Genomic DNA, 12,918 nt, shown 5'->3' with positions numbered 1-12,918 from the left:
CCTCCTAAAACAGTTCGATGTCGCCTTCTTCGGCAGACATTTGTTTAGCCGGGGCACGCTCAGCAGAGCCTGCCATCTCTTCAATTTCATCTACTGCTTTATGTAACGCCACCCAATCAACGTGCTCTTCTTGCAACTTACCCATAATGAGTTCATTGAGGTCTTCTAAAATATGAAGGTTAGCTAGCACATGTTGTCCTTGTTGAGCCACGATATCGGCAAACTGAAGACCTTGAATACTTTTACCAACTTCACCTCGAACGACGTCACCTTGTTCGGTGACATGCGCAATTTCTTCGGTCACTTCCATATTCACCGACTGCACACCTTTCAAAAGCTCTTCAATCCGCGTTTTCGACTCTATCGCTGCCGTCATATCCAATGTCGCTATTTCCCCAACAATTGCGTTAGTTTGCTTCATTGCATCCTGAGCTAGATTGATGTCTCTGTGTATTTGGCTGTTAAGATCTGTTGCTCGATTTGCCAGATCCCTCACTTCTGCCGCTACAACACCAAATCCGCGACCATATTCCCCTGCCCGCGCAGCCTCTATCGCGGCATTTAACGCAAGTAAGTTCGTTTGATCAGACATCGCCTGAACCTGGTCAAGCAGCTTAAATACCGCGTTGAGTTTGGAGGACATGTCGTGAATGATGTGAATAGCACTGATACTCTTTTCAGACACCTGCACCAAAATATCGATGTAGGTATCAATAGCCTGCTCAGTTTCAGGCAGAACTTTCGTCAGGCTGTATTCGCTTTCATCATTGTTAAGTAGGTCCTGTATCATGTGACGAGAAAGCTCGGCTTGCTTGCTTACCGCTTTTTCCATACCAAAAAAGCTGGAGTTGAGGTTATTAACCGAGTTTTCAATAACCTCTTGCTGCCTATCTAACTGCTCTCGAATAGGAATTAGCTCTAAATTTAAGATGCTATGAATTTTCCGCAAAATGGCCGTGGATTCATAATTCACATCCGCATCTTCTTGAGTGCTTGCCTCAGAAGAGGCTGCAACCGCCCTACTAAGCCCTTGTGGTTGGCGCCAAAGAAAAAATATAAGAAGGGTTACCGACAAGGATGAAGACAAGGTAACTGCTGATAGCTCAACCCAAAGTGGCCCACAAGCTGCAGCAACAGCAAGCAGCGCAACAAACGATCTAAATTTAGAATTACCCATAGACTTTACCTACTAGGTAAGTAGCGACTTTATCCAATGGCATAACATGTTGCGCAGCTTCTAATTCCACTGCCGCACGAGGCATTCCCCAAACCACTGAACTTTTCTCGTCCTGAGCGACAGTCAAACCACCAGCGTCGCGCATTTCTAACATGCCCTGAGCCCCATCTTTTCCCATGCCGGTTAACAGAATACTAAAACAACGGCTACCCGCGGCGATGGCAACGGATGAGAACATCACATCGACAGAGGGTTTATGACGATGAACAGGCTCGCCATCATCACGTTCGCAGTAATATTGTCCGCCTCGCTTAACCACTCGAATATGAAAATCACCCGGTGCCACGTAAACGCGTCCGCTAACGAGTGGTGCTCTATCAGTAGACAGTTCCTCGACATGTAGTTTTGAAATGCGGTTAAGACGCTCAGCAAAGGATTTACTGAATACCGCCTTGATATGTTGAGTAATGACAATTGGCGGCATCATCTCTGGAAGGGCTTCGAGCACATTTCGAATGGCTTCCGTACCACCTGTGGATGCACCAATTGCAATCACGTCATAGTCAGATTTGAATTGGCGCCCAGACACACTAATTTCTTTCGGTGAATGGTGAGTTGCACCTGCAATGTTCGCCGTCGCAGCCATTTTGACCTTTTCAATGACGAGTTGACGATAAGCCCCCATTTCTGAGGCCACATTCTCTGTTGGTTTTGGAAAGTAATCGACAGCCCCAATATCGAGTGCAGCAAGCGTTGCTTCTGCTCCGTGCTGCGTAAGCGTTGATATCATGACTACTGGCATAGGATGTAAACGCATAAGGTTTCGAAGAAACTGGACGCCATCCATCTTTGGCATTTCAATGTCCAGCGTTATCACATCCGGTTTTAGCTTCTTTATTTTGTCTCTGGCCTCGTAGGGATCGACGGCAACACCGACAACCTCTAAATTAGGATCAGAATCAACGATTTCACTGAGCAATGCTCTAAAAACTGCAGAGTCATCAACAATCAGTACTTTATGTACCTTTTTGGCCATTAAAATAGCTCCGCGTTATCATCGTCATCACGTTTCGCTTCACGGACAAGACGACGTTTGTAGTTGCTTTCTTCGGCTTCTACTTCTCCACGATAGCCTCTCAATTTCTTCACCCAGGCCTTACCAGTTATCGGATCAAAAACAACCTTCCTCGGAAATTCCGTACCCAAATCTTCACCAACAAGTGTGAGCCCTTCACTTTCTACATAGTTTCTAATGAACTGAATGTTCTTTTCACCAATAGCTGCTTGTTTTCCCATAACCATGCCGCCACCAAACAATTTCACCCTCAAGCGGCTTTTGACGGCACCTTGCTGGATCATGGTATTAATGAGCAGCTCCATCGCATAATTGCCATATCTCGCGGCGTTGGAACGCCACTGAGTCGGGTTCCAGCCTTCAATGTCGTCTGCATCACCGAACGGCAACATAAAGTGATTCATGCCACCCAGTTCAATAAATGGATCCCACACACAGGCTGATATACAAGACCCCAGTCCCGTGGAAATCAATTCGCGTTCTGATGTCACATAGACTTCACCAGGCTGGATTTTCACCATCATCATTTGCTTACCGGGGTGAAAGAAACGTCTCGCGCCAGCACCTATCGGACACCCGGTAAGCTCCAGGATTTTGTGCATATTAAGCTCGTTACCAGTTCTAAATGCCAACTAGGGTTTGCGAAACATTGTCTGCCCTAGATTCTCAAATCGGTTGCCCATTTCACCGATGCTTTCCGAGTGCCCAATAAAGAGAACGCCACCACTTCGTAGCATTTCCCAGAACCTGTAGATAAGCTGCTGTTGCATATCTTTTTCAAAATAAATCATGACATTTCGGCAAAAAATCACGTCTAACGGCCCTTTATGAGGCCAAGGCATTGTGAGATTTAGTTGCTTAAATGAGATAGCCTTCTGCAGCAAAGGCTTGGCTTTTAATAGTTCTTGTTTTGTTCCTCTTCCTCGAATAAAACCATGCCTCAGCATTTGTTCAGGGATCACTTTTGTCACGTCAATGCCATATGTGCCATTTTTCGCGACGTCGAGAACTTGTGTATCTAAATCCGTTGCGAGTATTTTGCAGTCATAGCTGGGGCTCAGTAGACCGCTAACAGCGAGCGTAGAGGCAATGGTATAGGGTTCTTCCCCTGTCGAGCAGCCAGCTGACCAAAGGCGAATTCGCTTCCTTTTTTCTTGCTGCCACTCTGGTACCAATACGTTGGACAAAAAGTCAAAATGGTGCTTTTCGCGGAAAAACTGAGTTTTATTTGTGGTAAGCGCGTTAATAAATGCAACGCGCTCATCCAAATCAGAGCTAACTCGATCAAAGTAAGCTTTGAAGTTATCTAACCCAGTTCGTCGAAGACGTCTTGCCAAGCGACCATACACCATTGACGTTTTACGCTCAGACAAGGAAATTCCTGTCTCCTTGAGCATAAACTCCTGTATGTGCTTGAAATCTTCTAGCGTAAATTCAAATTCACGCTGCTCCTCGATTTGACTCAAAGCCTCTATCGCACTCACTCTTAGAACTCCTCCCAGTCATCATCAGACATGGACATAGAGTTACCGTTTGCTACGTTCTTAGTGGCTGCTGGAGGTGGAGCAGGTGATCTAGATGGCGCTTTAGACGGTGCTTTATAGCTCTTGAGCTCAGTATTTCTCATCGGCACAGAGCCCGCACTAACACCGTCTACTTGGAAGAAGCTAATCAAATTAATGAGTTCACTACCTTCATCTCGCAACGATTGACTCGCCGCTGATGCCTCTTCAACCAAGGCGGCATTTTGTTGCGTCATTTCATCCATCTTCACCACAGCTTTAGATATTTCATCTATACCTGCGGCTTGCTCTTGGCTGGCAGAGTTAATCTTTCCAATCAGGTTAGTCACTTCACCCACAGCGGTGACAATTTCATTGAGCATCTCACCTGATTCATCAACCAAACGAGACCCTTCTGACACCTTATCTACGCTGTCTTTAATCAGGTCTTTGATTTCTTTTGCTGCACCCGCACTGCGCTGAGCGAGGTTACGAACCTCACCAGCAACAACGGCAAAGCCACGGCCCTGCTCACCCGCTCGCGCTGCTTCAACGGCCGCATTAAGCGCAAGAAGGTTGGTTTGGAATGCAATCTCATCAATAACACTGATGATGTCAGCGATACGTTTACTGGCTTTGTTGATTTCACCCATGGCAGAGACAGTTTGCTTAACAACTTCCCCGCCTTTTTCTGCTTTACCACTGGCATTCTGTGATAAGCGATTAGCCGCTTCAGCACTGTCCGCATTTTGTTTAACCGTGGAGGTCATCTCCTCCATACTTGCTGCGGTTTCTTCCAAACTTGCAGCCTGTTCCTCAGTACGTTCACTGAGATCGGTATTCCCTTCTGCAATCTCTCCGGAGGCTGACGCCACACGCGTTGATGACGCAGTGATCTTCTCGACCATATCTCGTAAATTGATGATCGATGTATTTACAGCACTACTTAGATCGGCGAAGTCGCCTTGGTAATGGTCCGGCATACTCACTCTCAAGTCGCCGGTAGATACACTGGACATCACTTCTTTGCAGTTATTTAACGGCCCGACAATGCTGTCTAGTAAGCCATTAACGCCCTCACTCAGATTGGACATAAAACCTGAGTATTTTGTAGCATCCATTCGGCTACCCAAACGACCTTGAGATGCATCTGCAATCAAACCTTCCACATCACGTTGGCCTTGCATTTGCTCGGTAATATCTTCCCATTGCAATGCTGGTCCAACGTAACCGCCGACTGCGTCGTACATGGCTATACACGTCAGTTCAAACTCCAGTTCACCAACTTTTATCTGTGCTGTGTAAGGCAGGCGATCAGGGTTTGCGATGATTGAGCGTTGATGCGACGGATTTTTGTGGAAAATATCGAAGTTTTTCCCTACGAGATCATCCGCTTTAAACCCTGGGAAGAACTTTCTAAGCTCATCTTCACGGCTGGATAGGAGTTTCTTCAACGCCGGATTGTAGTAGGTAATATTGCCTTCTTTATCCGCCATCATGATATTGGTCGTCATACCTTCAACGGCCGAAACAAGACGTCCCACTTGGATATCTCGAGCTCGCTCTTCTGTTACATCACGCCATTCGAGGCTGTTTCCGATGTAGTTACCTTTTGCATCCGTGATAGCCGCCACATTCAGCTCAATAATGAGGTCTGCAACTGTTATGTCTGTTTTGTATGGCAGATTCGCAGGGTTCGACAGAAGTTGGCGCTGATGCGCTGGGTTCTTATGGAACTCATCGATACAGCGTCCCATCAACCATTCTTCGGTCGCATTAAATCCGGGCCAGATTTGACGGAAGGAGCCCTGATGTTTGTCAAACAGCTTAATGGTCTCTTCATTCACGTACGTGATATGAAAATCCCTATCGATCAATACCATTGCGGTTAACGATTGATCGACTGCCGCCTGCAGGCGCGCCCGCTCATTATCCGCCTTGAGTTGGGCGGTCACATCATCCCACTCTAAGGTGTTGCCAACGTAGTCTCCGTTATCATCGACGACGGCACCCACAACGAGGCGCAATGATACGTCGTCGACTTGTATGATGGTTTCATGCGGTAAATTGGCGGGATTAGACAACATCTGCCTTTGATGACTTGGGTTGGCATGGAACATGTCGATACAGTTACCAACAATCCAATCTTTCTCCGCGCGAAAGCTCGGCCACTTAGTCCGGAACAACTGCTCGTGTACTTTCAGCAGCTCCATTGATTTTTTGTTAACGTAGAACACTTTAAAATCACGATCCACCATCATCAGCGCGGTCTGAGCCGTATCCAGAGCAGATACAATATGCGCCTTTAAACCCTGATCTTCTTGTGTGTTTTCAGATATAGCTACCTTACTTTTATTCCACCAGGACATAATCCTCAACCCTCGCTAACCAAGTCTGGCTGCGCTACTTCATGCAACTCGTCAAAATCAAAAAGTCTTTCTAGTTTAATCAGCACAACATGTTTACTGTCTACTGACGCGATACCTTCAATAAACCGCTCATCAATTTTCACATAACCAGGTGCTGATTTAATTTGTGTTGTCGAAAGCTGATATACCTCTGCTACTGCATCGACAATAATGCCAAGGGATTGCCCACTGACATTTCTCACAATCACAACCACCGTTGTTTTGCTCAACGTGGCGGCATCCATACTAAAGCGCTGCCTGAGGTCAACGATCGGGATGTACTCCCCCCTCAGTTCCAGTACACCTAACAGGTAACTCTCACTGTTCGGTAACTTTCTTACGTCAGACCAACCTCTCACTTCTTTGACGTCCAAAATGTTGACGCCATACTCCTCACCATCAATAAGAAAACTGAGGAACTCTTTAATTTCATCTGCCATCGTTGCCCCCTAGTGCACCAAGCCTTCGATATTGAGTAATGAATCAACATCTAATAGGCTCATCACCTGTGCATCAACATTGAGCAAGCCACTCACGAAAGGCATCACGTCTGAATCTCCTATCGGTGGCATTAAATTGTTGTTTCCCATGTCAATGACATCTGACACAGCATCCACAACAACCCCCATCATTCTTCCACCTACGTTTTCACTCGACTTCAGAATGAGCACTACAGTGGTCGGAAGGTATTCAATCGTTCCTATGTTGAAACGTAAGCGAAGGTCCATAATGGGAACGATCATTCCTCGCAAATTGATAACCCCTAAAATGAACTCTGGGGCACGCGGTATAATGGTGGGGGTCTCCCACACGCGTATTTCCTCAACCGCTTTAATATCAACACCGTATAATTCATGCGCCAAATCAAAACTGAGGAAGTCGGACCCTTTTAGGCGCTCATCTCCCGCATCAACACTGCCTGTTGACTCGGTTGCCACAATGACTTGATCCGTCATGGTTTCTCCCCTTACGCTGCTATGTGACTATTGGTTTCGCCAACTCGGCTTAAGAAACCCGTCATCAGACCTTGCACGTCGAGGATCAGAGAAACTGAACCATCACCAAGGATTGTTGCGCCTGAAATGCCATTTACACGTGTGTAATTTGATTCAAGGCTTTTAATCACAACTTGTTGCTGCCCTAGCATTTCATCTAGAAGCAAACCAATACGGTTGCCGCCCGCTTCCACTAAACACAGAAGCTGCTTATCGAGTGCGCCGGTTTCACCTAAGCTAAATTCTTCTTTTAAGCGAAGGATAGGGATATTTTCGTCACGCAACCTATAGAGTTCTACGCCTCCAGTCGCCACGATCACGCGCTCAGATTCGATTTGAATGGACTCAATGATGGAAATAAGAGGAACCACGAACACTTGATCAGCGAGTTTCACCAACTGCCCATCCAAAATGGCTAACGTGAGCGGCAAACTAATACGGAACACACTGCCCACATTAGGCTCAGAATCCACTTCAATATGGCCGCCGAGATCTTCAATATTTCGCTTAACCACGTCCATGCCAACACCACGGCCAGACACATCTGACACTTGCTCGGCCGTAGAGAAGCCAGGCGCAAATATCAGGTTATAGACTTGATGGTCAGAGAGGTCATCGAGGGCAGTTTCATGATGCAGCAAACCTTTCTCGATTGCTTTTTTCCAGACTTTTTCTTTGTTTAGGCCCGCGCCATCATCGCGTACTTCAATGACAATTGAGCCCCCTTGATGAAACGCAGTGAGAGATACCCGCCCTGTTTCACACTTCCCTTTTTCGATGCGCGTATCTGGCGACTCTAAACCATGATCGACAGCGTTTCGGACCAGATGAACAAGCGGATCTGTAATTCGTTCAAGAACCGTTTTATCAAGCTCCGTATGCTCACCCTCAATAACTAACTCGACGGTTTTACCCAGTTGGGATGACAAGTCACGAATAAGACGAGGGAATCGATTAAATGCGAAGCTGATGGGCAGCATGCGGATATTTAACACGCTCTCCTGAAGTTCCTTGGTATTTTGGAGGAGTTGATCCAACCCAGCTTGCAATCGCTCTAACTTGCTCTCAGAAAAGTTTTGGCTCAACTCTGTCAGCATCGACTGGGTTATCACTAACTCGCCGACAAGGTTAATAAGATTGTCGACTTTATCGATCTCAACACGAATAGAAGACACTGCATCGGCTTTTGACGGTGTCTGTTTTGATGGTACTTTTGGCGTTGCGGGTACCGGTTTATCTTGACTCGTGGGCGCACTGGCTTTGGACGCGTCTTCAGTTGGTGCTGCAGCCTCCGGCTCCGTTTTCGAGGTTGTCTTTTCATTCTCGACTTTTGAAATGTGCAGATCACACTCATCTTCAACCCATTCAAAAATCTCTTCGATCAATGCACGATCAGCATGGCCATCAATCGTAATTCGCCAACTGAGGTAACACATCTCAGGTTCGAGTTCGCTTAACGTAGGCAAAGCGTCTGTGATGCACTCGATATCGCAATGAACACCAAGACCAAAGACTTCTCGCAAAATACGGACTGGATCGTTACCCGAGAAGAACATATCTCGATGAGGGATAAAGTGGACGAGCCAATCGCCTTCACTGTCAGATCCGGAGTCTTCCGGTTCTTCGGTGTTCGCAGATGACGCAGGTTCACTCTCTCCGGCGTTACCCTCTAGCAACTGATTGAGTTTCTCTGTTAGCGCATCTCGGAGACCGTGGTCAAAATCGCTGTCGGTCTCATAAGCAACCAGCATACTGTTAATGCAGTCTCCGCCCTTCAGCAGAAGATCAATAGTATCAGCATCTAAACGTCTCTTACCTTCCCTCGCTTCATCCAGCAATGTCTCCATGACATGTGTAAACTGACTGATTTCATTGAGGTTGAAAGTCGCACCACCCCCTTTGATTGAGTGAGCGGCTCGGAAGATTGTGTTGATAATTTCGAGGTCAACTTCACCGTCAGGGTCAAGGGCAAGCAGTTCGCGTTCAAGGATCTCTAAATTCTCACGACACTCCTCATAGAAAATCCTGCGCAGTTGGTCCATGTCCAAAGCCATAATGATCTCCTTGCTCGAACGTTAAATAACACGTTGTAGCGTTTTGAGAAGGGTATCTGGATTAAACGGCTTTACTATCCAACCTGTTGCGCCTGCTGACTTACCCAAACTCTTTTTCTCTGCGGAAGTTTCCGTGGTAAGCATCAGTATTGGCGTGAACTTGTACTGAGGAACTGCACGTACCTGACGCACAAATTCCAATCCATCCATATTCGGCATGTTCACATCTGAGATGATAACGTCGTACTGCCCTGTTTTGGCTTTTGACAATGCTTCGGCACCGTCATTGGCCGTTTCAACTTGATATCCAGCTTCTTTCAGCGTGTGGCTGACCATCTGACGGATAGAAACGGAATCATCTGCAGCTAGTATTTTTCGCATACTGTCACCTTGATTGAACTACGTGAAAAACTAATCAGCAAAATCGTTCAAGCCCAAAGGCCCAACCAACCCTAGCGTTTTTGCTGCTGTTACTAACTCATTCGAAGCCCCTTGCCACTTCCAGTTAATTGACTGGTTCTGACAAACGGTTTTCGCCGTGAGCAATAACTGCAATCCTGGCGCATCTACTCGCGAAACTTCACTACCATCGATTAGCAAGCTGTCGGATTGCTCCAATTCGACCTGCAGGCGGTCTTTAATGTCCATTACCTGCGTAATATCCAACTGTTCTCCCAATGAGAATCCCATCGCAGAATTCACTCCAAAATCTATTGACTTGTGCCAAAGGAATATATGTACCTGTAAGTGTAGCAATAATGAGAGAAATGGCAGTTTTTTAGTCAAATGGTTTTAAATAGGAGAAATACGCCCAGGTTCGAGGCAATAAAAAAGCACAGGTCACTACAGTCCACGCATTCGTTCAGACATTTATGTTGTAACCATCCAAAAATGGTGGATATTCCCAACCTGCATTTGATCACACTAATTTGAAAGTGATTAATAGAACGCCACACCGAACGCATTACCACCAAAAGAGACAAAAAAGCAGCAAACGAACCAAATGGGTGCGAATTTATTTTGACAGAAACACGGCTCTGCTATTTAATAGCCCTCGTTGCCTCGATAGCTCAGTCGGTAGAGCAGGGGATTGAAAATCCCCGTGTCGGTGGTTCGATTCCGCCTCGAGGCACCATATTCGTGAAATGGTGTTTTAAGACAAGCAACGTTTCCAAGGTTTGTGTGCCGGCTTAGCTCAGTTGGTAGAGCAACTGACTTGTAATCAGTAGGTCACCAGTTCGACTCCGGTAGCCGGCACCATCTTTACGAAGGCCTCGTCATTGACGAGGCTTTTTCGTATCTAGCGTTTATAAACACGCATACAAAAAGGGCCCGATTGCATTCACAATCAAGCCCTCAATTTTCTTAATCAAAATTTGATTAGTTGAACAAGCCGCTAAACCAACCTATTGGGTCAGATTTCTCGCACCGTTTACGCCAACTCCCCTTTGGATCCCACATCGGAATTTTCGTTTCACTAATACAATCTGTGACAAACTGTCCGTCATGAACGCGGTAAGGCACGCTGGTAAGCTGTGAAGGCCAACTGAGCGTTAGTCGCTCGGGCTGTCTCGCTTTGATGTAATCAGCATACACACGCAATGCCCCAGAGGACCCTGTTAACTTCATCGGTTTGTTGTCATCACGACCCAACCAAATCGTTACCACTTCTCTGCCATCGATACCTACATACCAACTGTCACGGTTGTTATCTGTGGTACCCGTTTTGCCGGCGAGAGACGCCCAAGAAAATGACGGGTTGAGGTATCTCGCTGTGCCGTCTTTTACTGCTTGTTTCATCGCATATAAGGTCAACCAGCTCGCTTGCTCTGACGCACTTTGACTCGACTTAGGCCAATTGCGGTATAGCACTTGCCCATCTCGTGTCACAACAGCTCTAAGCGCCGTTAGTTCTGCCTGTCTGCCACCACTCCCAAGGGTTTGGTACATTTGGGTAACTTCCATTGGTGTTAGCGTAAAAGCACCAAGCAACAGAGAGGGCACGCGTGTGATTTGATTAGGATCGACACCTAACTCTTCAAATGTATCAATCACCTTGTCCAGCCCAAGTGCTAGACCCAGATTGACCGTGGGAATGTTATAAGAATTGGCAAGCGCCCGTATAAGTGGCACCTCCCCTCGGAATTTCCTGTCGTAGTTACGTGGACGCCATTCACTGCCTTTGTCCCCTTTTAACACGACTGGCTTGTCATCCAAGGGCGACCCAAGGTTGTATTTATTTGGCTCACTCAATGCTGCGAGATACACAGCTGGCTTAGCCAAAGAGCCTATTTGGCGTCTACCGTTGAGGGCACGGTTAAATCCTGCATACCCCGGACGACTTCCTCCGACCATGGCTCGAATTTCTCCGCTTTGCCTGTCGGCAATAACCACAGCAGCCTCTAACTGTTTACCTGCGACTTTTTTCAGTTCGCCGACTTTTTTAACCACACTCTTTTCAATCAACGACTGCGAAAGTGGATCCAACGTCGTGAACACACGTAAACCACTCTCTGGGTCAAACTGATTGCCGACTCGCTCTCTAATTTCCAGAGTAAGCTGTTCGAAATAGGCAGGCTGCCGGCTATTCAGACTCGGAGACTTTTGCACATCCAAGTCACGGGCAGCGGCTTGCGCATACTGGCCTGACGTAATGATGCCATTTTCCATCATCATTCTCAGAACCAGATCCCGCCTGACGCGTGCGCGTTCTGGGTAACGCCAAGGGTTATAATAGGAAGGTCCTTTAACCATACCCACCAGCATGGCCAATTGATCGATACGTAATTCTTCAATTGGTCTGCCGAAGTATAGACGCGCCCCAAGCGGGAAACCGTGTACCGCCTCCCCTTTGGCCTGCCCTAAATACACTTCGTTAAGATAGGCTTCGAGAATACGGTCTTTGCTGTAGCGATAATCCAGAATAATGGCGATGTACGCTTCCTGCACTTTTCGCCAGAGGGTGCGGTCACGCGTTAAGAACAGGTTCTTTGCAAGTTGCTGTGTCAGCGTAGATCCGCCCTGTACCGTTCTACCCGCCTTAATATTCACGACCAATGCACGCGCAATCGCGAAGGGGTTAACGCCGTCGTGATGATAAAAATCTCGGTCTTCAGTCGTAAGCAGTGCGTCGATAAGAAATTCAGGAAAACGCTCACGAGGCAGGAACAAGCGTTGCTCATCCGTGTTGGACTCCATCATCCCTAACAGTTTTGGTTCGATACGGAGGTAGCCTCGTTGCTTGCCATCATCGAGTTGCTTTATTGTCTCTACACCCTCGCTGCCGAATGTAACCATCACGTGTTTGGCAGGTTGTGGGCCATCTTCAAATTCAAACGGGCGTCGAATTAGCTCCACACGCGTTGACGATGCCGAATATTCACCGGGGCGATTGGGCGTTCTCACTTTGTTGTAGTTGAGTAAGTCCAGTTCGCGCTTGAGTTCATTAATGGTGACTTCATTGCCGGGCGCAAGGTGAAGTATGCGACCGTACACCACTGCCGGAAGTTGCCATATCTGCCCCTCAAAGCGATCACGGATTTTTCCATCAAGATAGATACCTAAAATGACAAGTGCCGCAAGTCCAACCAGCGTCAACTTAACGCCAAGAGAGATGAGCTTTTTCCCCCACCCTCGTGACGCTGTTTTTTTCGCGACTGTTTTCTTTTTACTTGCTGGGCGTTTTTTCGGTGTTTGTTTTGTCATGA

The 12,918-nt window shown here is 47.0% G+C and carries 11 protein-coding genes and 2 tRNA genes; 2 read left to right on the top strand and 11 right to left on the bottom strand.

Features of this window, described 5'->3' with window-relative positions:
• Positions 1-4 precede the first annotated feature (4 nt).
• The 10 genes from LRP49_RS14195 to LRP49_RS14150 are packed head-to-tail and all read right to left on the bottom strand — an operon-like array spanning position 5 to position 9,913.
• The gene (locus LRP49_RS14195; RefSeq protein ID WP_274142957.1) at positions 5-1,177 is read right to left on the bottom strand and encodes a methyl-accepting chemotaxis protein; all 1,173 of its coding nucleotides are present in this window, start codon (positions 1,175-1,177) and stop codon (positions 5-7) included.
• Entirely contained in the window at positions 1,170-2,213 is a 1,044-nt protein-coding gene (locus tag LRP49_RS14190; protein ID WP_274142956.1) for a protein-glutamate methylesterase/protein-glutamine glutaminase, read from the bottom strand. The genes LRP49_RS14195 and LRP49_RS14190 overlap by 8 nt, the downstream gene beginning before the upstream one ends.
• Positions 2,213-2,854, bottom strand: coding sequence for a chemotaxis protein CheD (locus LRP49_RS14185; RefSeq protein ID WP_274142955.1), 642 nt, complete (start codon positions 2,852-2,854; stop codon positions 2,213-2,215). Before LRP49_RS14185 ends, LRP49_RS14190 begins: the two co-directional genes overlap by 1 nt.
• Positions 2,855-2,884: 30 nt before the next feature.
• Positions 2,885-3,736, bottom strand: coding sequence for a CheR family methyltransferase (locus tag LRP49_RS14180; protein ID WP_420791579.1), 852 nt, complete (start codon positions 3,734-3,736; stop codon positions 2,885-2,887).
• A gap of 2 nt (positions 3,737-3,738) precedes the next feature.
• Positions 3,739-6,123 (bottom strand): aerotaxis transducer Aer2, encoded by a 2,385-nt coding sequence (aer2, locus tag LRP49_RS14175; RefSeq protein WP_274142954.1) that lies wholly within the window; start codon positions 6,121-6,123, stop codon positions 3,739-3,741.
• A 5-nt stretch (positions 6,124-6,128) separates the two neighbouring features.
• Positions 6,129-6,602 carry a chemotaxis protein CheW gene (locus LRP49_RS14170; RefSeq protein WP_274142953.1) on the bottom strand — a complete coding sequence of 158 codons (474 nt, stop codon included), beginning with the start codon at positions 6,600-6,602 and terminating at the stop codon, positions 6,129-6,131.
• A 9-nt stretch (positions 6,603-6,611) separates the two neighbouring features.
• Positions 6,612-7,118 (bottom strand): chemotaxis protein CheW, encoded by a 507-nt coding sequence (locus LRP49_RS14165; RefSeq protein WP_274142952.1) that lies wholly within the window; start codon positions 7,116-7,118, stop codon positions 6,612-6,614.
• Between the two features lie 11 nt (positions 7,119-7,129).
• Positions 7,130-9,211: a chemotaxis protein CheA gene (locus LRP49_RS14160; RefSeq protein WP_274142951.1), complete on the bottom strand. Its 2,082-nt coding sequence runs from the start codon at positions 9,209-9,211 to the stop codon at positions 7,130-7,132.
• A 21-nt stretch (positions 9,212-9,232) separates the two neighbouring features.
• Positions 9,233-9,592, bottom strand: a complete 360-nt coding sequence (locus tag LRP49_RS14155) for a response regulator (RefSeq protein WP_274142950.1) — start codon at positions 9,590-9,592, stop codon at positions 9,233-9,235.
• A 30-nt stretch (positions 9,593-9,622) separates the two neighbouring features.
• Positions 9,623-9,913: an STAS domain-containing protein gene (locus LRP49_RS14150; RefSeq protein ID WP_274142949.1), complete on the bottom strand. Its 291-nt coding sequence runs from the start codon at positions 9,911-9,913 to the stop codon at positions 9,623-9,625.
• A 357-nt stretch (positions 9,914-10,270) separates the two neighbouring features.
• On the opposite strand from LRP49_RS14150, the gene LRP49_RS14145 reads away from it, so the two are divergent.
• Together LRP49_RS14145 and LRP49_RS14140 are read left to right on the top strand one after the other, a co-directional pair.
• Positions 10,271-10,346, top strand: a tRNA-Phe gene (locus tag LRP49_RS14145).
• A 49-nt stretch (positions 10,347-10,395) separates the two neighbouring features.
• A tRNA-Thr gene (locus tag LRP49_RS14140) sits at positions 10,396-10,471 on the top strand.
• A gap of 120 nt (positions 10,472-10,591) precedes the next feature.
• Here LRP49_RS14140 and mrcB read toward each other — a convergent pair.
• Positions 10,592-12,916, bottom strand: a complete 2,325-nt coding sequence (mrcB, locus tag LRP49_RS14135; RefSeq protein ID WP_274142948.1) for a penicillin-binding protein 1B — start codon at positions 12,914-12,916, stop codon at positions 10,592-10,594.
• Between the last annotated feature and the right edge of the window lie 2 nt (positions 12,917-12,918).

Origin of the sequence: Enterovibrio qingdaonensis, from assembly GCF_028683135.1 — a bacterium.
Taxonomy (GTDB): Bacteria; Pseudomonadota; Gammaproteobacteria; order Enterobacterales; family Vibrionaceae; genus Enterovibrio; species Enterovibrio qingdaonensis.
The sequence above is the reverse complement of the archived record's forward strand: the minus strand, read 5'-3'. Positions and strand labels throughout refer to the sequence as shown.

Bases quoted from the DNA above. Each gene is read 5' to 3' on its own strand.
- mrcB (WP_274142948.1), bottom strand. From the start codon at position 12,916: ATGACAAAACAAACACCGAAAAAACGCCCAGCAAGTAAAAAGAAAACA.
- LRP49_RS14195 (WP_274142957.1), bottom strand. From the start codon at position 1,177: ATGGGTAATTCTAAATTTAGATCGTTTGTTGCGCTGCTTGCTGTTGCT.
- LRP49_RS14170 (WP_274142953.1), bottom strand. From the start codon at position 6,602: ATGGCAGATGAAATTAAAGAGTTCCTCAGTTTTCTTATTGATGGTGAG.
- LRP49_RS14190 (WP_274142956.1), bottom strand. From the start codon at position 2,213: ATGGCCAAAAAGGTACATAAAGTACTGATTGTTGATGACTCTGCAGTT.
- LRP49_RS14155 (WP_274142950.1), bottom strand. From the start codon at position 9,592: ATGCGAAAAATACTAGCTGCAGATGATTCCGTTTCTATCCGTCAGATG.
- LRP49_RS14160 (WP_274142951.1), bottom strand. From the start codon at position 9,211: ATGGCTTTGGACATGGACCAACTGCGCAGGATTTTCTATGAGGAGTGT.
- LRP49_RS14165 (WP_274142952.1), bottom strand. From the start codon at position 7,118: ATGACGGATCAAGTCATTGTGGCAACCGAGTCAACAGGCAGTGTTGAT.
- aer2 (WP_274142954.1), bottom strand. From the start codon at position 6,123: ATGTCCTGGTGGAATAAAAGTAAGGTAGCTATATCTGAAAACACACAA.
- LRP49_RS14185 (WP_274142955.1), bottom strand. From the start codon at position 2,854: ATGCACAAAATCCTGGAGCTTACCGGGTGTCCGATAGGTGCTGGCGCG.